24 protein-coding genes and 2 tRNA genes are annotated in these 26,169 nt (G+C 68.2%); 14 read left to right on the plus strand and 12 right to left on the minus strand.

The window, feature by feature from the left end:
- Positions 1-14: 14 nt before the first annotated feature.
- On the minus strand, positions 15-728 hold the full coding sequence (locus ACG01O_RS09720; RefSeq protein ID WP_394383922.1) for an SDR family NAD(P)-dependent oxidoreductase: 714 nt from the start codon (positions 726-728) through the stop codon (positions 15-17).
- A gap of 1 nt (position 729) precedes the next feature.
- The gene (locus ACG01O_RS09725; RefSeq protein WP_394383924.1) at positions 730-1,341 is read right to left on the minus strand and encodes an RluA family pseudouridine synthase; all 612 of its coding nucleotides are present in this window, start codon (positions 1,339-1,341) and stop codon (positions 730-732) included.
- Positions 1,342-1,402: 61 nt separating this feature from the next.
- Here ACG01O_RS09725 and ACG01O_RS09730 point away from each other — a divergent pair, with 61 nt between their 5' ends.
- Positions 1,403-2,389, plus strand: coding sequence for a quinone oxidoreductase family protein (locus ACG01O_RS09730; protein WP_394383926.1), 987 nt, complete (start codon positions 1,403-1,405; stop codon positions 2,387-2,389).
- A 3-nt stretch (positions 2,390-2,392) separates the two neighbouring features.
- Here ACG01O_RS09730 and ACG01O_RS09735 read toward each other — a convergent pair whose 3' ends face one another.
- The 9 genes from ACG01O_RS09735 to ACG01O_RS09775 form a co-directional block, all read right to left on the minus strand.
- Complete coding sequence (locus ACG01O_RS09735) at positions 2,393-3,859, minus strand: hybrid sensor histidine kinase/response regulator (RefSeq protein WP_394383928.1); 1,467 nt, start codon at positions 3,857-3,859, stop codon at positions 2,393-2,395.
- A gap of 63 nt (positions 3,860-3,922) precedes the next feature.
- Complete coding sequence (locus tag ACG01O_RS09740) at positions 3,923-4,735, minus strand: DUF2189 domain-containing protein (protein ID WP_394383930.1); 813 nt, start codon at positions 4,733-4,735, stop codon at positions 3,923-3,925.
- A complete protein-coding gene (gene lspA, locus ACG01O_RS09745) occupies positions 4,719-5,210 on the minus strand; it encodes a signal peptidase II (protein ID WP_394383932.1) in 492 nt (163 codons plus the stop codon). The genes ACG01O_RS09740 and lspA overlap by 17 nt, the downstream gene beginning before the upstream one ends.
- A gap of 2 nt (positions 5,211-5,212) precedes the next feature.
- Positions 5,213-8,044 carry an isoleucine--tRNA ligase gene (gene ileS / locus ACG01O_RS09750; RefSeq protein WP_394383934.1) on the minus strand — a complete coding sequence of 944 codons (2,832 nt, stop codon included), beginning with the start codon at positions 8,042-8,044 and terminating at the stop codon, positions 5,213-5,215.
- 73 nt (positions 8,045-8,117) lie between these two features.
- Entirely contained in the window at positions 8,118-9,152 is a 1,035-nt protein-coding gene (locus ACG01O_RS09755; protein WP_394383936.1) for a bifunctional riboflavin kinase/FAD synthetase, read from the minus strand.
- A gap of 5 nt (positions 9,153-9,157) precedes the next feature.
- Positions 9,158-9,889, minus strand: a complete 732-nt coding sequence (locus tag ACG01O_RS09760) for a pseudouridine synthase (protein WP_394383938.1) — start codon at positions 9,887-9,889, stop codon at positions 9,158-9,160.
- Positions 9,890-9,925: 36 nt separating this feature from the next.
- Positions 9,926-11,053 carry an acyl-CoA dehydrogenase family protein gene (locus ACG01O_RS09765; protein WP_394383939.1) on the minus strand — a complete coding sequence of 376 codons (1,128 nt, stop codon included), beginning with the start codon at positions 11,051-11,053 and terminating at the stop codon, positions 9,926-9,928.
- 17 nt (positions 11,054-11,070) lie between these two features.
- The gene (locus ACG01O_RS09770) at positions 11,071-12,270 is read right to left on the minus strand and encodes an acyl-CoA dehydrogenase family protein (RefSeq protein WP_394383941.1); all 1,200 of its coding nucleotides are present in this window, start codon (positions 12,268-12,270) and stop codon (positions 11,071-11,073) included.
- A gap of 142 nt (positions 12,271-12,412) precedes the next feature.
- Positions 12,413-12,712, minus strand: a complete 300-nt coding sequence (locus tag ACG01O_RS09775; RefSeq protein WP_394383943.1) for a c-type cytochrome — start codon at positions 12,710-12,712, stop codon at positions 12,413-12,415.
- Positions 12,713-12,772: 60 nt separating this feature from the next.
- On the opposite strand from ACG01O_RS09775, the gene ACG01O_RS09780 reads away from it, so the two are divergent.
- The 13 genes from ACG01O_RS09780 (at position 12,773) to ACG01O_RS09840 (ending at position 25,171) form a co-directional block, all read left to right on the plus strand.
- Positions 12,773-13,033 carry a TIGR04438 family Trp-rich protein gene (locus ACG01O_RS09780; protein ID WP_394383945.1) on the plus strand — a complete coding sequence of 87 codons (261 nt, stop codon included), beginning with the start codon at positions 12,773-12,775 and terminating at the stop codon, positions 13,031-13,033.
- Positions 13,034-13,157: 124 nt separating this feature from the next.
- Entirely contained in the window at positions 13,158-14,141 is a 984-nt protein-coding gene (locus ACG01O_RS09785; protein ID WP_394383946.1) for a tetratricopeptide repeat protein, read from the plus strand.
- A 79-nt stretch (positions 14,142-14,220) separates the two neighbouring features.
- The gene (gene lgt, locus ACG01O_RS09790; RefSeq protein WP_394383948.1) at positions 14,221-15,036 is read left to right on the plus strand and encodes a prolipoprotein diacylglyceryl transferase; all 816 of its coding nucleotides are present in this window, start codon (positions 14,221-14,223) and stop codon (positions 15,034-15,036) included.
- A gap of 3 nt (positions 15,037-15,039) precedes the next feature.
- Entirely contained in the window at positions 15,040-15,768 is a 729-nt protein-coding gene (dnaQ, locus tag ACG01O_RS09795; RefSeq protein ID WP_394383950.1) for a DNA polymerase III subunit epsilon, read from the plus strand.
- Positions 15,769-15,823: 55 nt separating this feature from the next.
- Positions 15,824-15,898, plus strand: a tRNA-Val gene (locus ACG01O_RS09800).
- A gap of 46 nt (positions 15,899-15,944) precedes the next feature.
- Positions 15,945-16,019 (plus strand) — tRNA-Val (locus tag ACG01O_RS09805).
- A gap of 110 nt (positions 16,020-16,129) precedes the next feature.
- The gene (locus ACG01O_RS09810) at positions 16,130-16,306 is read left to right on the plus strand and encodes a DUF2256 domain-containing protein (protein ID WP_394383952.1); all 177 of its coding nucleotides are present in this window, start codon (positions 16,130-16,132) and stop codon (positions 16,304-16,306) included.
- Positions 16,303-17,841, plus strand: coding sequence for a cryptochrome/photolyase family protein (locus ACG01O_RS09815; RefSeq protein WP_394383954.1), 1,539 nt, complete (start codon positions 16,303-16,305; stop codon positions 17,839-17,841). The genes ACG01O_RS09810 and ACG01O_RS09815 overlap by 4 nt, the downstream gene beginning before the upstream one ends.
- The gene (locus ACG01O_RS09820; RefSeq protein ID WP_394383955.1) at positions 17,838-19,037 is read left to right on the plus strand and encodes an FAD-binding domain-containing protein; all 1,200 of its coding nucleotides are present in this window, start codon (positions 17,838-17,840) and stop codon (positions 19,035-19,037) included. Before ACG01O_RS09815 ends, ACG01O_RS09820 begins: the two co-directional genes overlap by 4 nt.
- Before the next feature lie 122 nt (positions 19,038-19,159).
- On the plus strand, positions 19,160-19,537 hold the full coding sequence (locus ACG01O_RS09825) for a response regulator (RefSeq protein ID WP_394383957.1): 378 nt from the start codon (positions 19,160-19,162) through the stop codon (positions 19,535-19,537).
- A 74-nt stretch (positions 19,538-19,611) separates the two neighbouring features.
- Positions 19,612-23,100, plus strand: coding sequence for a response regulator (locus ACG01O_RS09830; RefSeq protein ID WP_394383959.1), 3,489 nt, complete (start codon positions 19,612-19,614; stop codon positions 23,098-23,100).
- On the plus strand, positions 23,100-23,948 hold the full coding sequence (locus ACG01O_RS09835) for a CheR family methyltransferase (RefSeq protein ID WP_394383961.1): 849 nt from the start codon (positions 23,100-23,102) through the stop codon (positions 23,946-23,948). Before ACG01O_RS09830 ends, ACG01O_RS09835 begins: the two co-directional genes overlap by 1 nt.
- Positions 23,949-23,953: 5 nt before the next feature.
- On the plus strand, positions 23,954-25,171 hold the full coding sequence (locus ACG01O_RS09840; protein WP_394383963.1) for a hybrid sensor histidine kinase/response regulator: 1,218 nt from the start codon (positions 23,954-23,956) through the stop codon (positions 25,169-25,171).
- Here ACG01O_RS09840 and ACG01O_RS09845 read toward each other — a convergent pair.
- Complete coding sequence (locus tag ACG01O_RS09845; protein ID WP_394383965.1) at positions 25,143-26,072, minus strand: ACP S-malonyltransferase; 930 nt, start codon at positions 26,070-26,072, stop codon at positions 25,143-25,145. The genes ACG01O_RS09840 and ACG01O_RS09845 overlap by 29 nt on opposite strands.
- Positions 26,073-26,169: the final 97 nt, after the last annotated feature.

Genomic DNA, 26,169 nt, shown 5'->3' on the forward strand with positions numbered 1-26,169 from the left:
GCGGGTGGCGCGTTTCAGGAGTTTCCGATCTCGCGGATGTCGGTGATGACGGTTTTTCCGAAGTCAGGTCGCAAGAGATGCCGAAGAATGGCCTGGGCTGCGCCCTCGGCCGACTGCAGCAGCCCCTGGTCTTTCAGACCTTGGAAACGGGCTTGTTCGCTGAAGTGCGCGGGGTCGGCGCCGCGCAGTTGCACCTGCATGTCGGTGTCGATCACCCCGGGCGCCAGGCTTTCAATGCGCACCTCGGGCTCTTCCAGGGCCAGTGCGCGGCTGAGGTGGTCCAGCCCGGCCTTGACCGCGCAGTACGCCGCGCTGCCAGCCATGGCGCGTCGACCCAGGCCGGACGACACGTTGAGGATGCGGCGGGTGGCCACGCCTTGAGTGCCTGCGAGGAAGGCTTGGCACAGCAGCGCGGGGGCCTCCAAGCCGACCCGCAGGGCGGCGGCCAGCCCGGCCGGATCGGACGTGGCCAGCGGGCCCGGCGGCGCCAGCAGGGCGGCGTTGTTGATCAGGGTCGCGCTGTGCCAGCCGGTCGAGGTGCGCAGCCAGGCGGTCAGGCGCTCGGCCACGGGCTCGGGGTCGGCCAGGTCGACGGCCCATTGCGGGGTGGCCAAGGTGGCGTCCGTGCGGCGCGCCAGGCCCAGCACGTGGTGGTCGGCGTGCAGCAACTGCCGGCACAGGGCCGCGCCCAGCCCGCGGGAACTGCCGGTGACGATGAACAAATGCATGTCAGAACTCCGGTTCGGATTGGAAATGGTGACCCGCGATTTGCAGCGCGCTGGCGTGCAACATCAGCCGCGAACGGGCGGCCGCGAGCTCCGGCGGCGCGTAGAGCGCATCGCCAAGGATGGGGTGGCCCAGCGCCGCCAGGTGCACGCGCAGCTGGTGGCTGCGGCCGGTGATGGGCTCCAGGTGCACGCGCGTGGTTTCGCCATCACACGCCACGGCCCGCCAAAGGGTTTGCGAAGGCTTGCCCTGCAGGTGGTCCACCTGCTGGCGCGGACGGTTCGGCCAGTCGGCCGACAGGGGCAGGTCGATGCAACCGCTGCCCGACAGCTGGCCGCCCACGAGTGCGATGTAGGTCTTGTGCACGCGCCGCTCGGCGAAATCTGCACTCAACTCGCGCTGGGCCTCGGGCCCGCGCGCGAACAGCAGAAGGCCGGAGGTTGCTTGATCGAGCCGGTGCACGATCAGGGCGTCAGGGTACAGCGCCTGCACCCGTGCGCTGGCGCAATCGGGTTCGGTGCGCCCCGGCACGCTGAGCAAACCCGAGGGTTTGTCGACGATCACCAGGCGGTCGTCGGCATGGATCACCCGCAAGGGGCCGAAGGGCAGCGTCATCACCAGCAGCAGGGGGCGCAAAGGGGTGGCACGATAGCCCACTCAGCAAGCGGAGCGCGCAATGACGAACAAGGCCGTGGTGATCGAGGCGCCGGGTGGTGCCGAGCAGTTGAAGCTCATCGACGTCGATGTGGGGGAGCCTGGCCCGGGTGAGATTCGCATCCGGCATGTGGCCTGCGGGCTCAACTTCATTGACGTGTACCACCGCAGCGGCGCCTACCCGCTGCCCCTTCCGGCCCGTTTGGGCATGGAAGGCGCTGGCGTGGTGGAGGCGGTGGGCGCGGGCGTGACGCACCTTCAACCCGGCGACCGGGCCGCCTACGCGAGCCAACCGCCGGGCGCGTATTGCACGGCCCGCGTGATGCCCGCCAAGTGCGTGCTGAAGCTGCCGGACGCCATCAGCTTCGAGACCGGCGCGGCCATGATGCTCAAGGGGCTGACCGTGCAGTACCTGCTGCGCAAGACGCTGCCCCAGGGCGGCCTGCAGCCGGGCGACGCGGTGCTGTTCCACGCGGCGGCCGGGGGCGTGGGGCTGATTGCCTGCCAGTGGGCGCGAGCCCTGGGCTTGAAGCTCATCGCAACCGCGGGCAGTGACGAAAAATGCCGCCTGGCGCTGGATCACGGGGCAGTCCACGCCATCAACTACCGCACCGAGGATTTCGCCGCACGGGTCAAGGACATCACTGGCGGCCGCGGGGTCAAGGTGGTTTACGACTCGGTGGGTGCCGACACCTGGGAGGGCTCGCTGAACTGCCTGGCGCCGTTTGGCCTGTTGGCGAGCTTCGGCGCCGCCTCGGGGCCGGTGCCGCCGATTGCGATCGGCATGCTGGCGGCCAAGGGTTCGGTCTACATCACGCGGCCGACGCTGTTCACGCACATCGCCACCCAGGCGGCCACGCAGGCGATGGGGGACGACTTGTTCGGCATGGTGGCCAGCGGGCAGGTGCAGGTCCGCATCGATCGGCGTTACGCGCTGGCCGATGTGGCGCAAGCCCACCTCGACCTAGAGGCGCGCCAAATCACCGGCAGCGCGGTGCTGCTGCCCTGAGGCTCAGAGGATGCGCCGCAGCGCCAGCTCGAAGCTGAAGCACGAGCCGATGCTGGGCTCGCTTTCCACGCGCACCTCGCCACCCATCAGGTTCACGAGCCGCTGCACGATGGTCAGGCCCAGGCCGGTGCCGCCGTAGCGGCGCGTGATGCTGCCGTCGGCCTGCATGAAGGGGTCGAAGATCAGGCTGATCTGCTCCCGGGTCATGCCGATGCCGGTGTCCGTCACCGACCCGCGCAGCCGCAGCACCGAGGGCGCATCGCCCGGCCGGCTGTCGGCCAGCGCCAGCTCAATGCGCACCTCGCCGTGCTCGGTGAACTTCAGCGCGTTGCCCACCAGGTTGATCAGCACCTGACGCAGCCGCAGCGGGTCACCCACCAGCCACGCGGGCACACCCGGCTGCACCCAGGTCTGCAGCGCGATGCGCTTTTCCTGCGCTTGCAACTGCAGCGGTTGCAGGCCTTCGGTCAGGCAGTCGTGCAAGCTGAACGGAATCTCTTCGATGACGATGCGACCGGCCTCGATCTTGGCGACGTCCAGCAGGTCGTTGATGATGCTCATCAGCCCCTTGGCGGACTGATGCGCCAGCGCGATGAAGCGGCGCTGGCGTTCGTTCAACTCGGTTTGCAACACGAGTTCCGTCAAGCCCAACACGCCGTTCATGGGCGTGCGGATCTCGTGACTCATGTTGGCGAGGAATGAGCTCTTGGCCTGGCTGGCCGCTTCGGCCGCCTCGCGGGCGGCCACCAGTTCCGCCTGGCTGGCCTTGAGGTCGGCGATGTCTCGGGCGTTGAGCAGCAGCACCGTGTCGCCCGTGACCGGGTCGCGCATGGGGCGTGCATCCAGCGCGTGCCAACGCACGCCGGCGAGTGTTTGCAACTCCACGTCCTGCCGGCAGGTTTCTCCGCGCAGCACCCGCCCGTGGATGCTCTGGGCATCGTGTGCATGCGCGAACAGGCGGGTGAATTCACTGCCGCCTTCCGGGGGCAAGGTATCGCCGAAGGTGATGGCAGCGGCAGGGTTGCGCATCAGCAGTTCGCCCGTGTGCAAGCCGAACACGGCGATGCGCACCGACGTGTGCTGCAAGGCCTCCACCCCGCGAAGCATCGCCATGTCCGCACCGCCCCCCAGCGAGTCGGCCGCGAACAGCATGACCTGGCGCCGGTCGGGGGTGCGGATGCCGCGGGACACCAGCATCACCGTGGTGGGCTCGCCTTTCGGGTAGAGCGTCCATTGCTCCCGCACGATCTTGCCCAGCGCGTGGTCCGCCGCCGTCACGGCCAGCCGCTCACGCACAGCGTCGCCGTGTTCGGAGAAATCACGCGAGAGGAATTCTTCGGCGCTGTCGGCGTGCCAGAAGCGCAGGGCGGCGGCGTTGGCCCAGAGGTTGCGCTGTTGTTCGGGGTCGTACACCCACAAGGGCACGTCGAGCCAGTCGTAATGGCTCAGGCTGGCGAAATCGAGAAGCATGGAGGGAGGCAAGCGGCGCGCGATTGTCACCGTTTGTCACACCTCGCCGCGTGAAGAGTTTCGCTAAGTGGCGTCTCGCGAACCCAGGGCTGCCCGATAGAGATGCCAGCTCGAATGCCCCAGCCACGGCCCCACCACCAGCAAGCCCGCGAAGTACGGCAGCATGGCCAGCACGACGAGCGTCGTGACCAGCGCGCCCCACAGCAGCATCACCAGCGGCTGGGTCAGGCACAGCTTGAGGCTGGCGAGCCCGGCGGTGACGGCATCGGTGTCGCGGTCGAGCAGCAAAGGCATCGCGATCACGCTGACTGCAAAGATCAGCCCGGCAAACACGGCACCCACGGCGAGGTAGGCCGTCACAAAGCCCAGCGTGTCTGCGCTGAGCAGTTTGTGCAGCGACCCGGCAAAGTCAGGCATGCCGTCAAAGCTCACCGCAAACACCACCAGGGCAGCGCGCCCCCAGAGCATTTCCAGGATCAGCAGGACGAAGCCGAAGATGGCGATCTGCTTGACGTTGGCCATCCAGGCACCCAGGGCGTCGTCCAGCGTGGGCGTTTCGGCACGTTCCAGCCGCAGGCTGACCTGGTACAGCCCCAGGCAGAGCAAGGGGCCCAGCAGCACGAAGCCCGCGCACAGCGCCAACGTGTAGATCGGTGCGTGGCGGAACACCATCAACACCGCCAAGCCCATCAGCGCAAAGCACGCGCCGAAGAACAGGCTGACGGCCGGCGCCCGCATGAAATCTCGCCAGCCCTGCCGCAGCCAGTGCAGCGGGGCAGTCAGCGCCAAGGGCTGGAGCTTGGGACCGATCTCGACCGCGGGTTCCGGAACGTAGGGGACGTAGCCGGGCGGGTGGGGCTCAGGAGCGTCTGACACGGCGCAGTTCATCCAGGATCAACAGGATGGCGCCGATGGTGATCGCACTGTCTGCGACGTTGAAGGCGGGGAAATACCAGCCGCCCGCGTGAACCTGGATGAAGTCGACCACGTAGCCGTGGATGGCGCGGTCGATGACGTTGCCCAGAGCCCCGCCCAGGATGAGCGTGAGCGCCCAGGCGAAGAGCATTTGCTGCCCGTGCCGGCGCAGCATCCAGATGATGAAGCCTGCGGCGAACAGCCCCAGCCCCAGGAAGAACCAGCGCTGCCAGCCGGACGCGCCGTGAAGGAAGCTGAAGGCGGCCCCGTAGTTGTGGGCGCGCACCAGGTCGAAAAAGCTTGTGACCGGGTGCACGTCGCCCAGTTGGAAGGCGCCCAGGATCAGGATCTTGGTGAACTGGTCCGCCACGATGATGACGGCCGCAATCAGCAGCCACTGGGTCAGGCTGACGCTGCCGCGGTTCTTGCCAGCCATGGTCAGGCCACCGTGCGGGTTTCGCCCGCGCCGTGCAGGTTGGTGTCGCAGCGGCCGCACAGCGTCGGGTGGGCGGCGATGCTGCCCACGTCGGCGCGGTAGTGCCAGCAGCGCTCGCACTTGGTGTGCGTGCTGGGCGTGACCGTCACGCCGAACTGGGCGGCCGACACCAGCTTCACGCCGGAGGTGATGAACACGAAGCGCAGGTCGTCGCCGAGCGAGCGCAGCAGGGCTTCATCTTGCTCATTGACTTGCAGCGTCAGTTCGGCCTGCAGCGAGGCGCCGACCGCGCCGGTGGTGCGCACGGCCTCGATCGCCTTGTTCACCTCGTCGCGGATTTCATGGATGCGCGCCCACTTGGCCAGCAGGTTCGTGTCCGTGGCGCCGAAGTTCCAGTAGGTCTCGGTGAAGATGGAGTCGCCCGCCTTGCGGTCGGCGAACACCTGCCAGGCTTCCTCGGCGGTGAAGCTCAGGAAGGGCGCAATCCAGCGCAGCATCGCGTTCGTGATCTGCCACAGCGCGGTTTGCGCCGAGCGGCGGGCCAGGCTCTTGGGCGCGGTGGTGTAGAGGCGGTCTTTCAGCACGTCCAGATAGAACGCGCCGAGGTCTTCCGAGCAATACACCTGCAGCTTGGCCACGACCGGGTGGAATTCATAGCGCTCGAAGTGCGCCAGGATGTCGGCTTGCAGTTCGGCAGCGCGGGCCAGGGCGTAGCGGTCCACCTCCAGCAGCTGGTCCGCCGGGACGGCGTCTGCAGCGGCGTCGAAGTCGCTGACGTTGGCCAGCAGGAAGCGCAGCGTGTTGCGCACGCGGCGGTAACTGTCCACCACACGGGCCAGGATCTTGTCGTCCAGGCCTAAGTCGCCGGAGTAGTCGGTCGCAGCCGTCCACAGGCGCAAGATTTCGGCGCCGTACTTGTCGCTCACCGCCTGCGGGGCCACCACGTTGCCCTGCGACTTGCTCATCTTGCGGCCCTGACCGTCCACGACGAAGCCGTGGGTCAGCAGGCCCTTGTAGGGCGCGCGGCCGTACAAAGCGCAGGCAATCAGCAGCGAGGAGTGGAACCAGCCGCGGTGCTGGTCGTGACCTTCAAGGTACAGGTCGGCTTCGGGGCCGGTGTCGTGCGCGGCGCCCTTGTGGCTGCCCTTCAGCACGTGCTCGAACGTGGAGCCGGAGTCGAACCACACGTCCAGGATGTCGTTGCCCTTGGTGTAGTGCTCAGCTTCCGCGCCCAGCCATTCGGCGGGGTCCAGCTTGGACCACGCTTCAATGCCATGGGCCTCCACCAACTGCGCGGCGCGCTCGATGAATTCGAGCGTGTTGGGGTGCGCTTCGCCGGTGTCCTTGTGCAGGAAGATGGGCAGCGGCACGCCCCAGCTGCGCTGGCGCGAGATGCACCAGTCCGGGCGGCCGGCGATCATGTCGTGCAGGCGGGCGCGGCCGTTCTCGGGGTAGAAGCTCGTCGCTTCGATGGCGGCCAGCGCGGTCTGGCGCAGGCTGTTGGGCGCCTTGTCGGTCGTGAACAGGCCGTCGCCTTCATCCATCCGCACGAACCACTGCGCCGCGGCGCGGTAGATGACCGGCGTCTTGTGACGCCAGCAGTGCGGGTAGCTGTGCGTGATCTTGGACTGGGCCATCAGGCGGCCGTTGTCCAGCAGCGTCTGGGCGACGACGGCATTGGCCTTCCAGATGTGCTGGCCGCCGAACAGCGGCAGGTCGGCCGCGTACGCGCCGTTGCCTTGCACGGGGTTCAGGATGTCGTCGAACTGGAGACCGTGGGCCACGCAGCTCTGGAAGTCATCCAGGCCGTAGGCGGGCGCGGAGTGAACCACACCGGTGCCGTCGTCGGCCGTGGCGTAATCCGCCAGGTAGACCGGGCTTTCGCGGTCGTAACCCGGGTGCACATGGGCCAGCGGGTGCTTGAACTTCAGCAGCTCCAGCTTGCGGCCCGGCACCGAGGCAACGACCGTGCCTTCCAGCTGCCAGCGCGCCAGGCATTTCTCCACCAACGCCTCGGCGACGACGAAGTAGCCCTTGGGCGTGTCGACCAGCGCGTAGGGCAGCTCGGGATTGAGGTTGAGCGCCTGGTTGGCCGGGATGGTCCAGGGCGTCGTCGTCCAGATGACGGTGAACGCCTCTTTGGTGAGCGGCGCCACGCCGAAGGCGGCGGCCAGCTTTTCGGGCTCGGCGCAGAGGAACGCCACATCGACCGCGGGCGACTGCTTGTCGGCGTACTCGATCTCGAATTCGGCCAGCGACGAGCCGCAGTCGAAGCACCAGTAGACGGGCTTCAGGCCGCGGTAGACGAAGCCGCGCTCGAACAGCCGCTTCAGCACTCGAATTTCGCCAGCCTCGTTGGCGAAGTTCATCGTCTTGTACGGGTTGTCCCACTCGCCCAGCACGCCCAGGCGCTTGAAGTCGGTGCGCTGGCCGTCGATCTGCTCGGTGGCGTAGGCGCGACTCTTGGCCTGCACCTCGTCACGCGGCAGGCCGCGACCGAAGGTCTTCTCGATCTGGTTCTCGATGGGCAGGCCGTGGCAGTCCCAGCCAGGGATGTAGGCTGCGTCGAAGCCCGCCAACTGGCGGGCCTTGACGATCATGTCCTTCAGGATCTTGTTGGCCGCGTGGCCGATGTGGATCTGACCATTGGCGTACGGCGGGCCGTCGTGCAGCACAAACTTCGGCGCGCCGCAACGCGCGTCCCGCAGGCGCTTGTACAGGCCTTGCTCTTCCCAGGCCTTGACCCAGCCGGGCTCGCGCTTGGGCAGGTCGCCGCGCATCGGGAAGGGCGTGTCGGGCAGGTTGAGCGTGGAGCGGTAGTCCGGGGTGGTCATGGCGTGCGGCCAGGGGGAGAACCTGGCGGTCAGGAAGCGGGAAGGGCGGCGACGAAGAGCGGCGGCTGCCGCATCAAATTCGGTCGCGGGTGGTCTGGCGGCTGACCGTGGCGTGCGGTGCCGTGTGCGCCGCGAGGAAGGCGCGTGCTGCTTCGGTGTCGGCCGCAATGGCGGCCGTCAGCGCCTCCAGCCCGTCGTAACGGGCTTCATCACGGAGTTTGTGCAGCAGATCCACGCGGACCATTTTACCGTAGCCGCCTTCGGGGCCCAGGTCCGCGGGCCAGGTCAGGCAATGCACTTCCAGCAGCACGCGGCCGGCGTCTTCGACCGTGGGGCGGTTGCCCAGGCTGGCCACGCCGGGCAGCGGCTCGGGCGTCAGGCCATGCACCTGCACGGCGTAAATGCCGTGGGCGGCCGGCTTGTCATGCCGAAAGCGCAGGTTGAGGGTGCGAAAGCCGTTGGCGGCGCCTGGCTGGGTTTCGCCAAGCTGGCGGCCGAGCTTGCGCCCGTGGGTGATGTGGCCGGAGATGGCATAGGGGCGCCCGAGCAAGGCGGCCGCTTTGTCCATCTGGCCCGCAGCCAGGGCGTCTCGCACGGCGGAACTGCTCACTCGCAGGCCGCGCACTTCATAGCTGAGCATGCGGGCCACGTCGAAGCCTTGCGTCTGGCCGGCGGCGTCCAGCGTGGCGTAGTCGCCCAGCCGCTTGGCGCCAAAGCGGAAGTCATCGCCCACCAGCACGTAGCGCGCGCCTAAACCCTGCACCAGCACGTCCCGGATGAATTCCTGTGCGGACAAGGCCGCGAGCTTGTCGTCGAACGGCAGGATGACGACCTGGTCGACACCGCAGCGCTCGAGCTCACTGAGCTTGTCGCGCAAGGTGGCGATGCGGGCCGGTGCCAGCTCGGGCTTTCCGAGCTTGGCGGCGAAAAAGTCTCGTGGATGGGGCTCGAAGGTCAGCACGCATGTTGGCAGCTGGCGGTGCCGGGCCTCCGACTGCAGCAGCGCCAGCATGGCCTGATGGCCGCGGTGCACCCCGTCGAAATTGCCAATGGTCAGCGCGCAGGCGGGGGCAATGTCGCGGTGGTGAATGCCTCGGAAAACTCGCATGGCCGTCATTGTCCCCAGACATCAGCCGGGCTGCTGACCCAGCGCCATTCCCCGGGCTTGAGGTCCTGCGGCAGCTTCAGCGCCCCGAACTGCGGGCGATGCAAGGCTTCCACCCGATTGCCTACGGCCGCCACCATGCGCTTGACCTGGTGGTACTTGCCTTCCACCAGCGTGAGCCGCAGCAGCGTCTCGTCGGCGATCTCGGCGCCCTCGGCCTTGCTGATCTCCGGCGGGCGCTGGAACTTGCCTTCCGGCTCTTTCAGCTCGACGCCGGCCAGCAGCTGCTCGACCATGGCCGTCGTCAATGGATGCTTGCAGCGTGCCTCGTAGACCTTGGGGACGTGGTGCTTGGGCGACGTGAGCTTGTGGATGAGCGTCCCATCGTCGGTGAGCAGCAGCAGCCCGGTGGTGTCTTCGTCCAGCCGGCCGATGGGTTGCACGCCGCGCTCACGCAACGGCGCCGGCAGCAGACTCATCACGCTGGGGTGGTGCTTGGGCTTTTGCGAGCACTCGTAGCCGGCGGGCTTGTTCAGCAGGACGAGTGCTTTCTCAAAATAGGGCCAGGTCACACCGCCGATCTCGAAACTCAAGCCTGCGGTGTCGAACTCGGCCCATGGGTCGTCGACCACCTCACCGTTGACCTGAACCTCACCGTGGTGGATGAGGCCCGCGCACAAACGCCGGGTGCCGAAGCCTTGGGAGAACAGGATTTGATCGAGGCGCTGGGGTTTGGACATGACCCGGATTGTCGGGCCTGGCCCCAGCGTCTGTCGTCAGGCGAACACGCCGGCTGTGTCCTGCATCCGGGCGCTGACCTCGCCCAGATGGTGCAGGGTGTCGCCCCACTGCATTTCCATGGCGGTCAGGCGCTTGAAGTAGTGGCTGCCGGCGTACTCGTCCGTCACCCCGATGCCGCCATGCAGCTGCGTGCACTGCTGGCCGACGAAGCGCATGGACTGCCCCAACTGCACCTTCGCTTGTGACAGCGCCCGGCGCCGGACGGCCGGTGCATCGCCCAGGCGCAGCGTGGCGTAGTAGCTCATCGACCGCGCGAGTTCGAGCTGCATCTTCACATCGGCTGCCCGGTGGCGCAGGGCCTGGAAGCTGCTGATGGCCACGCCGAACTGCTTGCGGGTGTTCATGTACTCGGTCGTCAGCGCCAGGTACTTCTCCATGACGCCCACGGCTTCGGCGGCTTGCGCGGCGATGCCGATGTCGGCCGCCAACTCCAGCAGGGCGTGGCCCTGGTCGGGGCCCGCGATCAGCTGGGCCGGCGTGTTGTCGAAGTGCACCTCGGCGGCTCGGGAGCCGTCGTGCAGCGAGTAGGCGCGGGTGTGGACGCCGGCCGCCGCGCGCTCCACCAGGAGGAGGGCGATGCCCTCGGCCGCATCGTCGCTGCCAGAGACGCGAGCGGGCACGATGAAGGCATCGGCCAGATCGCCGGCGGGAACGAGGCTCTTCACGCCGGTCAGGCGGCCGTCTGTGACACGGGTGCTGACGCGGTTGAGGCGGTAGCGCGACTTGGCTTCCTGGTGGGCCAACACAACAAGGGCCTCACCGCCGGCGATGCGTGGCATCCATTCGGCTTGCAGGGCTTCGGGCGCACGGGCGAGCACCGCGGGGGCAATCAAGGCGCCTTGGGCGATGGGCTCCAGCACGAGCCCGCGCCCCAGCTCTTCCATGACGACCATCGCCTCGACGGCGCCGAACCCCAGCCCGCCGTGGGCTTCCGGCACGGCCAAGGCCGTGAGGCCCAGGCCCGCCAGGCCATCCCACACCGCGCGGTCGAAGCCGCCTGAGCGCACGATCTGCGTCCGGCGATCGAAGCTGTAGTCCTTGTCGACAAAGCGGCGCACGGCGTCGCGCAGGGCTTCCTGGTCTTCGGTGAAATCAAAATCCATGGGATGTGTCTCCTCGGTCAGCCGAGCACCGTCTGCGCGACGATGTTGCGTTGCACTTCGTTCGAGCCGCCGTAGATGGTGGTCTTGCGGACGTTCAGGTAATTGCCCGTCAGCGGAATGGCGTGCGAGGCGCCGCCGATCCAGGCGCCACCCAGCCATTGGTCACCTTGCCACCCAGCTTCCATGGCGTCCAGCACGTGGGGGAGCGCCAGCGGGCCGCCGGCCAGCATCATGAGCTCGGTGTAGCGCTGCTGCAGCTCGCTGCCGCGGATCTTGAGCAGGCCGGCCACATCCAGCGGCTGCTTGCCGGTGCGCTCGCCGGACAGAACGCGCAGCACCATCATTTCCAGGGCCACCACGTCCACTTCGCACAGTGCGATCTGGTCGCGGAAGCGCGGGTCATCCATCAAGCCTTCCGCGGTGGCGATGCGCTTGAGACGCTCAAGCTCGCGTTTGGCGCGGTTCACATCGGCAATGTTGGTGCGCTCGTGCGAGAGCAGGTGCTTGGCGTAGGTCCAGCCCTTGTTCTCTTCTCCGATCAGGTTCTCTACCGGTACTTCCACGTTGTCGAACCAGACCTCGTTCACCTCGTGTTCACCGTCGAGCATGATGATGGGCTTGACCGTCACGCCGGGCGTCTTCATGTCGATCAGCAGGAAGCTGATGCCGGTCTGCGGCTTGCCTTCGCTCGACGTGCGCACCAGGCAGAAGATCCAGTCGCCGTACTGGCCCAGCGTGGTCCAGGTCTTCTGGCCGTTGACGATGTACTTGTTGCCTTGGCGCTCGGCGCGGCACTTCAGCGAGGCGAGGTCAGAGCCCGAGCCCGGCTCACTGTAGCCCTGGCTCCACCACACCTCGCCACTCATGATGCCGGGCAGGAAACGCTGCTGCTGCTCGGGCGTGCCAAAGGCCATGATCACCGGCGCCACCATCACCGGGCCGAAGGGCACGATGCGCGGCGCGCAGGCGAGGGCGCATTCCTCTTCAAACAAATGCCGCTGCACCGCGTTCCAGCCCGGGCCGCCGAACTGCTTGGGCCAGGCCCAGCCGTGCCAGCCCTTGGCGCCGAGGATCTTGGCCCAGCGCTGCAGGTCGTCCTTGTTCAGTCGCAGCGAATGCCGCACCTTGTGCGCGATGTCAGCCGGAAGGTGGGTGCGAACCCAGTCGCGCACCTCGGCGCGGAAGGCCAGTTCCGCATCGGTGAAGTTGAGGTCCATGTCTCGCGGAGTCGTGAAGGGAATGGCGTCGGTTTTAGCACGGTCGTTCGATTCCGCGCTGTCTTGCCTGGGACACCGGGGCTGGTGCGCCCGAAATGAAAACAGGCCCCGCAGGGCCTGTCGATTCATGCCGGGATGGGCATCACTTGATGGTCAGCACCCACTTGGCCAGCGTCTCGGCTTCAGCCGGGCTCACTTGGGCATTGGCCGGCATCGGCACCGGGCCCCACACGCCGCCGCCACCCTTGACGATCTTCTCGGCCAACTTCTTGGCGGCGTCTTTGTCCTTGGCGTATTTGGCTGCCACGTCCTTGTACGCCGGGCCCACCAGCTTCTTGTCCAGCGCATGGCAGGCCATGCAGTTCTTCTTCTGGGCCAGTTCCTGGTTGGCAAAAGCGGCCGGGGCAATGAGGGCCAGACCGAGGATGAGCGCGTTCTTCATGCTTACCTTTCAAAGGCGTTGGACTACAGTGCCCGCAAAGATACCTGAAGGAGCGACCGGATGGGGTTTGTGTTGTTGGGCGTGGCGCTGGTGGTGTTGCGTCTGGGTGGCTGGGTGAAGTTCCACAACGATGACTTGTGGGCTTGGGTGATCGTGCTGGCGCCGTTCGGGTTGGCGGTGCTGTGGTGGGCGTGGTCCGATGCCACTGGCCGGACGCAGCGCGACGTGATGCGCACGCTGGACCAGCGCCGGGAGGCGCGGCGCCAGCAGCAGATGGAAGCGCTGGGGCAGTCGCGTCCGTCGGCCAAGCGCAAGCGCTGAGTGGCGCCCGCCGTGCGGCACTCCTGGCCGTGACGAATTTCACGCCGGGTAAACCCGGCGCTCCAGTCGGCAGGTCTGTGCGTTGGACGCTCATCGTCACTGACGCCCCTGAAGGAAGGACCGCATGAACGTGAAATGGATGCCCTGGTTGCTCGCGGGCTGCATGCCCCTGGCCCACGCCGAACTGCTCAAGGACGCGCAGTGGCAGGCCTGGCTGGATGCTGGCAAGACCGCCGAGTTGGGGCGGGCAGCGCAATTGCGCGCCAAGGCGCAGTCGGACGACGATCAATCCACCATCGCCCTGGCCTTGGTGGCGTTGGACGACAACGACCCGAGTCGGATCGAAGCCAGCATTGCCACGTTGCAGGCCTGCGTGGAGAAGCGGCCGCAGGCCGCCTGCAGCTACGCCTTGGGCCGTGTTTACGGCCAACAGGCCATGACGGCCAGTGTGTTCAAGATGCCTGGCCTCGCCACCAAGACCAAGGAGCAGTTCTTGAAGGCGGTGGAGTTGGACCCGGCCCTGTTTGAGGCGCGGTCGGTGCTGACCCAGTTCTACCTGATGGCGCCGAGCTTTGCCGGTGGTGGGGTGGACAAGGCCAAGGCCTTGATCACGGACGTCCAGGCGCGACAGCCTGAGCAGGCGCGCTTGCTGCGCGCCATGGTGGCGGTGCATGACAAAGACTGGACGACCGCCGAGCGGGAGCTTCAGTCCACCAAGCCGGGCGCTGACCGCACCTTGGCCCGCGAACTGCGCGGGCAATGGACGCGGCTGGGACTGGAGTACGTCGAGCAGAAGAACTTCCCCAAGGCACAAGCCGCCTTCGAGTGGGTGCAGCGAGAGCACCCCACCCACGCGGCCGGCGCCTACGGCATGGGTCGCCTGTTGATCGAAACCGGCAAGTACGACGAAGCGATTCAAGCCTTGGAACGGGCCCGCGGGCTGGAGGGCAGTGAGCGCATGCCCATCGACCATCGCCTGGGCCAGGCCCTGCTGGCCAAAGGCGACAAGGCCGCCGCGCGCGTGGCGCTGGAGCGCTTCGTGCAGAACAAGCGAGCCAACCCGCGCAACGTCGAGGAAGCTCGAAAGCTGTTGGGTACGCTGGCCTGACGGACGGCCCCGGCTGAGCAACGCGCGCCCGTTGGGGCGCTGGCTATGATGCGCGCCGCCTTTGCTTCCCTCAGCGACCATGCTGGTTCACCCGCAGTTTGACCCGATCGCCCTCCGGCTCGGGCCCCTGGCCGTGCATTGGTACGGCATCACCTACCTGGTCGCGTTCGGCCTGTTCCTCTGGCTGGCTGGGCGCCGGGCCCGCATGCCGCAGCATGCGGCCGTGGGCTGGACCCGGCAGGACGTGGACGACGTGTTGTTCTACGGTGTGCTGGGCGTGGTGCTGGGCGGCCGGCTGGGCTACTGCCTCTTCTACAAGCCCGACTACTACGCCCAGCACCTGAGCGAAGTGTTCGCGGTGTGGAAGGGCGGCATGTCCTTCCACGGGGGGCTGCTCGGCGTCATCGTGGCCATGGGCGTGTTCGGGCGACTGCGTCGTCGAGGCTTCTTTGAAGTGGCCGACCTGATCGCGCCGTGCGTGCCCACGGGGCTGGCTGCGGGCCGCCTGGGCAACTTCATCAACGGGGAGCTCTGGGGCCGCCCGGCGCCCGCTGACCTGCCGTGGGCCATGGTCTTTCCGCAGGCCAACGACCCGGTCGGTGTGGCGCGGCATCCGTCGCAGCTCTACCAGTTCCTCGGTGAGGGCGTGTTCCTGTTCTTGCTGCTGTGGCTGTTTGCGCGCAAGCCGCGCGCCACGGGGCAGATTTCCGGTCTGTTCCTGATCGGCTACGGGGCTCAGCGCTTCGTCACAGAGTACTTCCGGCAGCCGGACGACTTCCTGGGCCTGCGGGCGCTGGACCTGAGCCAGGGCCAATGGCTGAGCCTGCCGATGGTGGTGGCTGGGCTGGTGATGTTTGCCTGGGCCACGCGCCGCAACCTTCGACCCGCGGGGTGACGCATGCGACAGATCTTTTTCGACACCGAAACCACCGGCCTGGAGGCTGACAAGGGCGACCGCATCATCGAAGTGGGTTGTGTGGAAATGGTCAACCGCCAGTTGACCGGCAACAACCTGCACCTCTACATCAACCCCGAGCGGTCCAGCCACGAGGACGCGTTGCGGGTGCACGGCATCACCGATGAGTTCCTGGCGGACAAACCCAAGTTCGCTCAGATCGCGGACCAGTTGTTGGAATTCCTGTCCGGCGCCGAGTTGGTGATTCACAACGCGCCGTTCGACATCGGGTTTGTGAACGCCGAGCTCAAGCGCCTGAACCGCGGGGTCATCACCGACCACGTGGCCAGCGTGCGAGACACCCTGCTGATGGCACGCGACCTGTTCCCGGGCAAGGCCAACTCGCTGGACGCGCTGTGCCGACGCCTGGAAGTGGACAACACCAAGCGCGTGCTGCACGGCGCATTGCTGGACGCGGAACTGTTGGCCGATGTCTACATCCGCTTGACCCGCGGTCAAGACGCGCTGCTGATGGACGACCACGGCGATGCGTCTGGCCAAGAGGGCCACGCAGCCGTGGCGGCCGTGGATTTGAGCCGTTTCGAGCTGCCTGTGCTGCGTGCCAATGCGGCTGAAACAGAGGCCCACACCAAGCTTCTGACCGACCTCGACAAGGCCGCCGGTGGACCTTGCAAATGGCGTTCTTTGGAACCCGCAGAAAACGTGGCATAATCGTGGGCTTCCCGGATGCCGGGACCGCAAAGCAGACGAAAGTCTGCTGCTTTCAGGGCGGTTAGCTCAGCGGTAGAGCACTGCCTTCACACGGCAGGGGTCGCAGGTTCGAACCCTGCACCGCCCACCACCACTGCGAAGTGGGGGTGATCCTGAAAGCGCGGGTCCAGAAATTCGGGCGGTTAGCTCAGCGGTAGAGCACTGCCTTCACACGGCAGGGGTCGCAGGTTCGAACCCTGCACCGCCCACCAAGTCGAAAGCCCCAGCAGATGCAAGGTCTGCTGGGGCTTTTTGCTTTGCGGCGCGGCCATTTGCGCAGAATTCGCGCGCCGCAGCGGGCGGCGCCATCTGCAACTCGTTCATGCGCCGTGATTCCACCGGGGCCAAAGGCAACAAGTCTTACCTGCCCAGCAAGCCCTGCCAGGCTTGTGGCCGGCCGATGGCCTGGCGCAAGGCCTGGGCCAAGAACTGGGACGAGGTGAAGTACTGCAGCGAACGCTGCCGCCGCGACCGAACGGCGTCCCGGAGTGCCGCATGAGCCACACGCTTCGGAACCTGGTGCTGGTGCTGGGCGATCAACTCGATCTGCAGGCTGCGGCCTTTGACGGCTTCTCTGCGGAGCACGACGCCGTGTGGATGGCCGAGGTGGCGGAGGAATCGACGCACGTCTGGAGCAGCCAGCCGCGCATTGCCGTCTTTCTGGCGGCCATGCGGCACTTCGCACGTGCGCTGGAGGCGGCCGGGCGGCCCTTGCACTACCGGCGGCTGGACGCCAACGACACCCAGCCGACGCTGGCCGCGCAGCTGCGGGCCGATCTCGCAACGCTGAAGCCCCAGCGCCTGCTGCTGACGCGACCCGGCGACTGGCGCGTGCTGCAGGCCCTGCAAGACGCCGCGCAAGCCGCCGGCGTGTCGATGGAGCTCCGCGAGGACCGCCATTTTTTCACCACGCCGCAAGACTTTGCGCGCCATGCGCAAGGGCGCAAAGGCCTGCGCACGGAGTATTTCTATCGCGAGCAGCGCCAGCGGTTCCGCGTGCTGATGGACGGCGACCAGCCGCAGGGTGGCGCCTGGAACTTCGACGCCGAAAACCGCGAGGCCTTCGGGCCGGAAGGGCCGGGCTTTGACCTGCCCCAGCCCCCGCACTTCGAGCCCGATGTGGTCACTCGCGAGGTGCTGGACCTGGTGCGGCGCCGCTTTGCCGACCATCCCGGCCGGCTCGATCGGTTTGCATGGCCGCTGACCCGGGCGCAGGCGCTCCAGGCCCTGCAGGCCTTCATCCACGAGCGCCTGCCGCTGTTCGGCCCCTACCAAGACGCCATCTGGCCCGGCGAGCCTTGGCTGTACCACGCCCAGCTGTCGGCCGCGCTGAACCTGAAGCTGCTGACCCCGCACGAGGTGGTGGCTGCCGCCGAGGCCGCCGTGCGGTCGGGCCGGGTGCCGATCGCCAGTGGCGAGGGCTTTATTCGACAGATTCTGGGGTGGCGGGAGTACGTGCGCGGCATTTACTGGACGCGCATGCCTGGCTACGCCGAGGGCAATGCCTTGCAGGCGCAGCATGACCTGCCCGCCTGGTACTGGACGGGCGACACCGACATGGCCTGCCTGCGCGACGCGTTGAAGCAAACGCTGGAGCATGGCTACGCGCATCACATCCAGCGCTTGATGGTGACGGGCCTGTTCGCGCTGCTGTACGGCGTGGAGCCCCGCCAGGTGCACGCCTGGTACTTGAGCGTCTACGTGGATGCCGTGGAGTGGGTGGAGCTGCCCAACACGCTGGGCATGAGCCAGTACGCCGATGGCGGCTTGATGGCCAGCAAACCCTACATCGCCACGGGCAAGTACATCTCGCGGCAAAGCCCCCTGTGCGGCAGCTGCCGGTACCGGCCGGACGAACGCGTGGGCGCGCGCGCCTGCCCCTTCACCACGCTGTACTGGGACTTCCTGCTGCGCCACGAAGCGCGCTTTGCCAACCACCCGCGGCTGGCCTTGCAGGTGCGAGGGCTGGCCCGGGTGGACGAGGCTGAGCGCGCGCGCATCCGTGCGCAGGCCGACGCGCTGAGGGTGCCATGACTTCACTGGCGCCGCTGCCCACCCTGGAAGCCGCCGAGGCGGCCTTGCGGGCCGTGAACCCCGAGGCTTACGCCCGAACGCGCAACCACCTGACCGGGGCGGTGACGGGCTTGTCCCCCTACCTGACCCACGGGCTGCTGACCGTGCCCCAATGCATGGCGGCGCTGGGCTTGCCGCCGCAGCACAAGCTGGCCTACGAGTTCGGCTGGCGGGAGTTCTTCCGCCACGTGTGGGCGCACCGGGGCGATGCGATTTTTGACAGCTTGCACGACGGCCCGTTGCCGGAGCAGGCGTACTGCCGAGACGTGCCCGCCGACATTTGCACCGCGGCCACCGGTGTGCCCGTGGTGGATGAGGCGGTTCGCACGCTCTACCGCACCGGGCTGCTGCACAACCACGCGCGCATGTGGCTGGCCAGTTATGTGGTGCACGGTCGCAAGGTGCATTGGCGCGCCGGCGCGGACTGGCTGTACAGCCACTTGCTCGATGGCGACCTCGCCAGCAACCACCTCAGCTGGCAATGGGTGGCCGCCACGGGCAGCCACAAGCCGTACGTGTTCGACGCCGCCAACGTGGCCCGCTTCGCGCCGCCACCCTGGCACAGCGAGGGCAGTGCGGTGGACCTCAGCTACGACGCGTGGGACACCCTCGCGCGCACGCCCCGCGCCTTGCCGGCCGGTGATGACCGCGCGGCCGCATCGGCGGTGCCGGAGCCGGTGTGCACACCCAGTCCCGCGATCGGCGGCCCGGTGCAAGCCGGGCTGCCGGATCCGGCAGCCTTTGGCCGAGATGCGCGCCCCATCTGGCTGGCCCACCCCTGGGCGTTGGGCCCAGCCCCAGCTGATACGCAGACGCTGGCGGTGGTGCTGCGCGAGGCCCACCAGGCGCGCCCCTGGAGCGAGCCGCGTTGGCACTGGGTGACGGAGCGCATGACCGAATTGGGCGGCACGGTGTGGGTGTGCGACGCCGCCGCCTTGGCCGCCTGGGTGGACGCGGTGACCACCGCAGGCCAGCGGCCCGAGCGCGTGCAGGCGGTGGCTGAGCCTCACATCACCCGCTGGCTACCGCCGGGGATCGCCCTGCACCCCGCGCCCCGGCACTTCCCCGAAGTGGCGCCGGTGTGTGCCTCGTTCTCAGCGTGGTGGCGCCGGGCCAGCGGCGAGGCGCTACCGCGTCGCCCACACGGCGGCGATTGAGCGCCGCGGGCCTGCTTTGGCCTGAGCGGCGGGTGCGCGGCCGAGGGGCCGGGGTTGGCACCGGCCTTGCTATTCCTGCGGTCGAGCGCCGGACGCCTGGCGCTGCCACCAGGGAGACTCATATGACGGCCAGCCCGCGAGAAGACATCCGCATCGTCCTTGTGGACGACGACCGCGACGCCTGCGAAACCTTGTCGGAGGTGCTGCAGTTCGACGGCTACAGCGTTCGCTTTGCCACCACCGCCCAAGAGGCCATCGCCACGGTGGAGGAGTACCAGCCGATTTGCGCGCTGGTGGATTTGGGCCTGCCCGATCTGGACGGCTGCGAGCTGTCGCGACAACTGCGCGACCGTTACGGCCCGGACCTCGTGCTCATTGCCGTCACTGGCCGCGTGGGCCAGCAGGCGCACGACAAAGCCATGGCATGCGGCATCGACCACGTGCTCAGCAAGCCGCTGTCGCTGGAGCGCCTGCGGTCGTTCTTCCCGCCCCGCGGCTGAGTTGACGGCAAAAGTTACCGATCCGGCCTGCCGCGGTGTGCGCGTGCAGGCACCCGTTCCCTGAAAGACCGCTGATGACCGAACGCCGGCCTGAGGAGGGTGAAGCCTTCCGCCGCATCCTCACCCGCAACCTGATCGTGCCCCTGGCCATGGGGCTGGGCAGCATCGTGGTGTTCGTTGGCCTGCTGTGGCACCTGATGGGGCTGCTGGGCTGGGTGGACCACACCCACCGCGTCGTGGCCAAAGCCCATGAACTCGCCACCTTGAGCGTGGACAGCGAAAGCGGGCTGCGCGGCTTTTTGCTCAGCGGGCAGGACGCCTTCTTGGCGCCCTACGGCGTGTCCCAGGCCAAGCTGGCCGGTGAGCTGCGCGACGCCGAACTTCTGGTGGGCGACAACCCCGCGCAAGTGGACCGTTTGCGCCGCGTGGCCTCTCTGTCACAGCGCTGGACACTGTTCGCTGAGAACCTGATCGACCTGCGCCGGCGGGGCGAGCCGGTGGAGGCGGCCATCCGCACGCAGGCGGGCAAGCAGCTGATGGATGAAATGCGGCGCGAGCTGCGCGCGTTCGGCGAAGCCGAGGCCCGCTTGCTGCGCGACCGCAACGAAGATGCCCAGGTGGGTACCTGGGTGTCGGTGGGCGGCTACATCGCGGTGCTGTTGCTGGCCAGCGGCTTGATTGCATGGGCCGGGCGGCGCGACATCCAGGCGCTGTCGCTGAACTACAGCGGCGCGCTGGACGATTTGGCAGCCACCGCGCGCGACAGCGAAGAGCGCGCCTGGCTGCGCGGCGCCCAGGCCGACTTGAGTGCGCTGCTGATGGGCGAGCGCCGTGTGGCCGGGCTGGGCGAGCGCACGCTCGGCTTCCTGGCCGAGCGCGTGCAGGCCTTGGTGTCGGCCGCGTTCGTGCGGGGCGACAACGGCACCCTGCAATGCGTGGCGGCCCAAGGGCTGAACGCCGCCGAGGCGGGCGAGCGAGACGCCGAGGCCGGCTTGCTCGGGCAGGTGTGGCGCAGCGGCCGCCTGATGCGCGTGCCTGCCCTGGCCGACGACTTCTTGAAGGTGCACACCAGCCTGGGTGACATGCCACCGCGCGAAGTGCTGCTGGTGCCTGCGCTGTACGAAGGCCGCGTCAACGCGGTGCTGGAGTTGGGGTTCGTGGACGAACCCAGCCCACGCGCCCTGGCCCTGGTGGAGCCCTTGCAAACACTGCTGGGGGCGCTGGTGGAGGCCGCCCTGGCCCGGCAACGCCTGCAAGACTCGGTGGAAGAAACCCGGCAGCTCAACGAAGAACTGCAGGTGCAGCAAGAGGAACTGCGCAGCGCGAATGAAGAGCTGGGCGAGCAGTCGCGCGTGCTCAGCGAGTCGCAGCTGCACCTGGAGACCCAGCGTGCCGAACTGGAGCAAACCAACCTGCGCCTGGCCGAGCAGGCCCACACCCTGGCCGCCCGCAATGCTGCCCTGGCCCAAGCCCAGGCCGAGCTGGAAGACCGCGCCCAGCAACTGCAGCGCGCCAGCAAGTACAAGTCGGAGTTCCTGGCCAACATGTCGCACGAGTTGCGCACACCGCTGAACAGCGCGCTCATCCTCTCGGGCCTGCTGGCCGAGAACAAGCCGGGCAACCTGACCGACGAGCAGCGGCGCTTTGCCAGCACCATCTACGCGGCGGGGCAGGACCTGCTGCTGCTGATCAATGACATCCTGGACCTCTCCAAGGTCGAGGCCGGCAAGCTGGACATCACGCCCGCGCCGCTGCACCTCGCCACCCTGGCGGAGAACCTGCGGCAGCTGTTCGGCCCGCAGGCCCAGCAAAAGCACTTGAACCTGGCCATCGACCTCGCACCCGGCCTGCCGGACAGCCTGATGACCGATGGCCAGCGGGTCGAGCAGATCCTGCGCAACCTGCTGTCCAACGCGCTGAAGTTCACCGAACGCGGCACGGTGGGGCTGCGCATCGAGCCGCGCCGGGAGGGCGTGGCCTTCCTGGCCAGTGACACCGGCATCGGCATCGCGCCGGCGCTACAGCAGCGGGTGTTCGAGGCCTTCCACCAGGGCGACGGCGCCTTGAACCGCCGCTTCGGCGGCACGGGGCTGGGCTTGTCCATCTCCCGGCAGCTGGCCAGCTTGCTGGGCGGCGAGCTGACCCTCAGCAGCGTGGAAGGGCAGGGCAGCCAGTTCACGCTGCTGCTGCCGTGGGCACCCCCGCTGCCGGCAGCGCCCCGGCGGGAGGTGGTGCTGGGCCTGGCGGTGCCGGCGCCGGCGGCCTTCTTGGCACTGCCCGCCCCCGTGGCCCCACCTACGCGGCCGCCTCGCCCCAGCGTGCCGGACGACCGCGCCGAGCTCCAACCCGGCGCTGCGCCGCGCCGTCTGGCGCTGGTGGTGGAAGACGACCCGGCCTTTGCCGGCATCCTGTACGACACCGCACACGAGTTGAACTACCGCTGTCTGGTGGCTGGCGAGGCGGGCGAAGCGCTGGCGCTGGCCAGTCAGCACCTGCCCCACGCCATCATGCTGGATGTGCGCCTGCCCGACGGCTCGGGGCTGGAGGTGCTGCAGCGGCTGAAGGAAGACCCGCGCACGCGGCACATTCCGGTGCACATCATTGCGGGCGAGGACTTCCGGCATGTGGCGCTGCCCATGGGCGCAGTGGGCACGGCCATCAAGCCAACCACGCGGGACGAGCTGCTGCGCATCTTCCAGACGCTGGAGCGCCACGGTGGCGACCGCCCACGGCGCCTGCTGCTGGTAGAAGACGACGCCCGCCAGCGCGAAAGCATCGCCCACCTGATTGCGGACGACGCGGTGGAGGTGGTGGCCGTGGCTCAGGGGCAGCAGGCCCTGACGCTGCTCGATGAGCAGCCGTTCGACTGCATGGTCATCGACCTGAAGCTGCCCGACATGGACGGCAGCGAACTGCTGGCCCGCATGGCCGCGCGGGGCCTCGAGAAAACGCCGCCGCCGGTCATCGTGTACACCGGCCGGCAGCTCAGCCGGGAGGAGGAGGCCGAGCTGAACCGCTACTCGCGCTCCATCATCATCAAGGGTGCCCGCTCGCCCGAGCGGCTGCTGGACGAGGTGACGCTGTTCCTGCACACGCAGGAGTCCCGCCTGTCGGGCGAGCGGCAAGACCTGCTGCGCACCGCGCGCAACCGTGAGCGGGTGTTCGAGGGCCGCAAGGTGCTGCTGGTGGACGACGACGCCCGCAACATCTTTGCGCTGACCAGCGTGCTGGAGCAGCGCGGTCTGACCGTGGAGCCGGCCCGCAACGGCGCCGAAGCGCTGGAGCGGCTGGCCGCGCAGGACGACATTGACCTCGTGCTGATGGACGTGATGATGCCGGTGATGGACGGGCTGGAAGCCACCCGCCGCATCCGCGAGCAAGCGCGTTGGCGCAAGCTGCCGGTCATCGCCGTCACGGCCAAGGCGATGCGCGACGATCAGGAGCAATGCCGCCGCGCGGGCGCCAACGACTACCTGGCCAAGCCCATCGACGTGGACCGGCTGGTGTCACTGCTGCGGGTGTGGCTGCCCGAACTGGGCCGCGCTGACCTTGGGCGCGACTGATGCCGGCGCGCCTGAGTCCTGAGGCCCCGTCGGTGCAGGATCTGGAAATCCGGCTGCTGATGGACGCGGTGTACGCCCGCTACAGCCACGACTTCCGCGACTATTCCGCCGCTTCGCAAAAGCGCCGTGTGCTGTACGCACTGGAGCAGATGCAGTGCGACAGCGTGTCGGCGCTGCAAGGGCGGGTGCTGCGCGATGAAAGCGCGTTTGCGCGCCTGCTGGACCTGCTGACCATTCCGTTCACCGAGATGTTCCGCGAGCCGGAGTTCTTTCTCGCGCTGCGCCGGCAGGTCGTGCCGGTGCTGCACACCTACCCCTCGCTCAAGATCTGGGTGGCGGGCTGTGCCACGGGCGAGGAGGTGTACTCGTTGGCCATCTTGCTGCAGGAAGAGGGACTGCTGGAGCGCAGCCTGATCTACGCCACCGACATCAACCCCGCGGCGCTGGAGCGTGCAAGGCAAGGCGTGGTGGCGCGGGCCGACCTGGCGCATTGCCAGCGCAACTACGAGGCGGCAGGGGGCACGGGGCGCTTTGTGAGCTACTGCACCGCCAGCACGCCGTCCAGCGACGTGGCGCAGTTCGACCGGGCGCTGGGCCGCCACCTGACCTTTGCCGACCACAGCCTGGCCACCGACCACGTGTTCTCTGAAATGCACCTCATTTGCTGCCGCAACGTGCTCATCTACTTCAACCGCACGCTGCAGGACCGGGCGCTGGGCCTGTTCACCGAGTCCCTGTGCCACCGCGGTTTTCTGGGGTTGGGCAGCAAGGAAAGCCTGGATTTCAGCGCGCACGGCCAGGCCTATGAAGCCGTGGCAGCGCGCGAGCGCCTGTTCCGCAAGCGATGAACCCCGTGACTGCTTCTGCCATGCCGGTGATGCCCGGCGCCGACGACGTTCAACTGCTGATCGTGGATGACCTGGCCGAGAACCGCCTGGCGCTGTCGGCGCTGGTGCAGGAAGAGGGCGTGTGCGTACACACCGCCGCGTCGGGCGAGGCGGCGCTGGACCTGCTGCTGCAGCACGAGTTCGCTCTGGCGCTGCTGGATGTGCAGATGCCCGAGATGAGCGGCTTCGAGCTGGCGGAGTTGATTCGCGGCAGCTCGCGCACGGCGCACCTGCCCATCGTGTTCGTGACCGCCAGCGACCGTGGCGCCGCGTGCAGCTTTCGCGGCTACGACAATGGCGCGGTGGACGTGCTCTACAAGCCGCTGGACCCGCAGGCTGTGCGCAGCAAGGTGCGGGTGTTCACCGAACTGCACCGCAACAGCCGGCTGCTGCGCCGGCAACTGGTGGCGGTGGAGGCGGCCCACGCCCGGCAAGAGCTGCTGCTGGCCGAGTTGCAGGCCACGCAAGACGCACTGCAGCGGGCGCTGCGCATGCGCGATGAATTCATGTCCCTGGTGTCGCATGAGTTGCGCACTCCGCTGGGCGTGATGACGCTGGACCACAGCGCGCGGCGCGACCGCTTGGCGCGCGGCGATTTGGCGCACTTCACGCCCGAGCGCCTGCAGGCCATGGCCGCCCGCGACGCCCGCCAACTGCGCAGCATGACGCGGCTGATCGACGACATGCTGGACACCTCCCGCATCCAGCACGGGCGCTTGTCCATCGCCCCGCGGCCGACTGACCTGGGCGAACTGGCACGCCACGTGGCGGACGACCTGGCCGGCCTGTTCGGCACGGTGCCGCTGGACGTGCAGGCCACAGACGGTGTGGCCGGATGCTGGGACGACGCCCGCATCGCGCAGGTGCTGGCCAACCTGCTGGCCAATGCCCTGCGCCATGGGCAGGGGCGCCCGGTGGCGGTGCAGGTCAGCTGGGCGGCAGATGGCCGGGCGCGGTTGGCCGTGCAGGACCAGGGCGAGGGCGTGCCCGCGGCAGACCAACAACGCATCTTCGAAGCCTTCGAGCGCGGCGCGGCCAGCGGCCCGGGCTTGGGGCTGGGTCTCTTCATCAGCCGGCATTTCGTGCACGCGCATGGCGGCGAAATCCGCCTGCACAGCACCGCGGGGCAGGGCGCCTGCTTCGAGGTGCTGCTGCCTACGAGCCCGCCTGCAGTTGCTGGGTGACCCAGTCGCCCGCGGCCTGCGCGCTGCGGAATTCGTCGACGGACCGCACCGGAATGGCGGGGTGACGCTCGCGCCACATGGCCGCCAACGTGCTGCCGGGGCCCACTTCCAGCACGCAACGCACGCCGCGCTCGGCGAGGGTGTCCATGGTGTCGTCCCAGCGCACGGTGTGGGCGATCTGGGCCGCCAGCGCGGGGGCCAACACCGACAACTGGCGGCTGGCCGTGCCGTGCCGGTTGGTGACGACCGCAGCCCTGGGCGCTCGCAGCGGTTGCTGCGCCAGGGTCTGCTCAAACACTTGCGCCGCCTCGGCCATGAGCGGCGTGTGGGAGGCCACGCCGATGGGCAGCCGCGTGCAACGCAGGCCCTCGGCCGACCAGCGGGCGGCGGCGACTTCGAGTGTCGGCGTGAGCCCGCCCACCAGCACGCGCTCCGGGCTGATGCGAATTGCCAGGTGCAAGTCCGCCTCGGCCTGCGCCCGGGCCAACGCGCCCGGCCCTTGCACCGAGAGCAGGCCGCCGGCCTGCCCCTGCGCACAGGCGGACATCAGCGCAGCCCGTTGCGCTGCGAGCGCCACGGCTGCGGCCGGCTCCATCACGCCAGCCGCGGCGTACGCCGCCAGCTCGCCCACGCTGTAGCCCGCCACCACTGCCGGTGCAGGCAGGTGGGGCGCCACAGCCTGCCAGGCGGCCAGGCTCAAGCCGGTCAGCAGCGGCTGGGCCACGGCGTTGGTGTGCATCCAGCCCGGCGTGTGCAGTTGCGTGCGCCAGTCAGCGCCCACGGCGGCGGCGAGGGCCTGCAGCGCGCCTGTTGCATGCACAGCGGCCGGGTCGGCTTCCAGCCAGGGCAGCATGGCCGCATGCTGCGCGCCTTGCCCGGGGAACAGCAGGGCCAGCGTCATTCAGCTGGCCAGAAGCTGTTCGCCGATCCCGGCGCAACGCTGCAATTGCGAGGGCCGCGGCGGTGTTGGGCTCAGCCAAGCGGGCATGGGGAATCTC

Source organism: Pelomonas baiyunensis (assembly GCF_043555935.1).
In the GTDB taxonomy this organism is placed as follows: domain Bacteria; phylum Pseudomonadota; class Gammaproteobacteria; order Burkholderiales; family Burkholderiaceae_C; genus Pelomonas; species Pelomonas baiyunensis.

Coding starts and splice junctions, on each gene's coding strand:
- ACG01O_RS09755 (WP_394383936.1), bottom strand. CDS start 9,152: ATGCGAGTTTTCCGAGGCATTCACCACCGCGACATTGCCCCCGCCTGC.
- lspA (WP_394383932.1), bottom strand. CDS start 5,210: ATGGCTGGCAAGAACCGCGGCAGCGTCAGCCTGACCCAGTGGCTGCTG.
- ileS (WP_394383934.1), bottom strand. CDS start 8,044: ATGACCACCCCGGACTACCGCTCCACGCTCAACCTGCCCGACACGCCC.
- ACG01O_RS09760 (WP_394383938.1), bottom strand. CDS start 9,889: ATGTCCAAACCCCAGCGCCTCGATCAAATCCTGTTCTCCCAAGGCTTC.
- ACG01O_RS09785 (WP_394383946.1), top strand. CDS start 13,158: ATGAACGTGAAATGGATGCCCTGGTTGCTCGCGGGCTGCATGCCCCTG.
- ACG01O_RS09810 (WP_394383952.1), top strand. CDS start 16,130: ATGCGCCGTGATTCCACCGGGGCCAAAGGCAACAAGTCTTACCTGCCC.
- ACG01O_RS09815 (WP_394383954.1), top strand. CDS start 16,303: ATGAGCCACACGCTTCGGAACCTGGTGCTGGTGCTGGGCGATCAACTC.
- ACG01O_RS09835 (WP_394383961.1), top strand. CDS start 23,100: ATGCCGGCGCGCCTGAGTCCTGAGGCCCCGTCGGTGCAGGATCTGGAA.
- ACG01O_RS09775 (WP_394383943.1), bottom strand. CDS start 12,712: ATGAAGAACGCGCTCATCCTCGGTCTGGCCCTCATTGCCCCGGCCGCT.
- ACG01O_RS09770 (WP_394383941.1), bottom strand. CDS start 12,270: ATGGACCTCAACTTCACCGATGCGGAACTGGCCTTCCGCGCCGAGGTG.
- ACG01O_RS09825 (WP_394383957.1), top strand. CDS start 19,160: ATGACGGCCAGCCCGCGAGAAGACATCCGCATCGTCCTTGTGGACGAC.
- lgt (WP_394383948.1), top strand. CDS start 14,221: ATGCTGGTTCACCCGCAGTTTGACCCGATCGCCCTCCGGCTCGGGCCC.
- ACG01O_RS09780 (WP_394383945.1), top strand. CDS start 12,773: ATGGGGTTTGTGTTGTTGGGCGTGGCGCTGGTGGTGTTGCGTCTGGGT.
- ACG01O_RS09720 (WP_394383922.1), bottom strand. CDS start 728: ATGCATTTGTTCATCGTCACCGGCAGTTCCCGCGGGCTGGGCGCGGCC.
- ACG01O_RS09765 (WP_394383939.1), bottom strand. CDS start 11,053: ATGGATTTTGATTTCACCGAAGACCAGGAAGCCCTGCGCGACGCCGTG.
- ACG01O_RS09730 (WP_394383926.1), top strand. CDS start 1,403: ATGACGAACAAGGCCGTGGTGATCGAGGCGCCGGGTGGTGCCGAGCAG.
- ACG01O_RS09845 (WP_394383965.1), bottom strand. CDS start 26,072: ATGACGCTGGCCCTGCTGTTCCCCGGGCAAGGCGCGCAGCATGCGGCC.
- ACG01O_RS09830 (WP_394383959.1), top strand. CDS start 19,612: ATGACCGAACGCCGGCCTGAGGAGGGTGAAGCCTTCCGCCGCATCCTC.
- dnaQ (WP_394383950.1), top strand. CDS start 15,040: ATGCGACAGATCTTTTTCGACACCGAAACCACCGGCCTGGAGGCTGAC.
- ACG01O_RS09735 (WP_394383928.1), bottom strand. CDS start 3,859: ATGCTTCTCGATTTCGCCAGCCTGAGCCATTACGACTGGCTCGACGTG.
- ACG01O_RS09725 (WP_394383924.1), bottom strand. CDS start 1,341: ATGACGCTGCCCTTCGGCCCCTTGCGGGTGATCCATGCCGACGACCGC.
- ACG01O_RS09820 (WP_394383955.1), top strand. CDS start 17,838: ATGACTTCACTGGCGCCGCTGCCCACCCTGGAAGCCGCCGAGGCGGCC.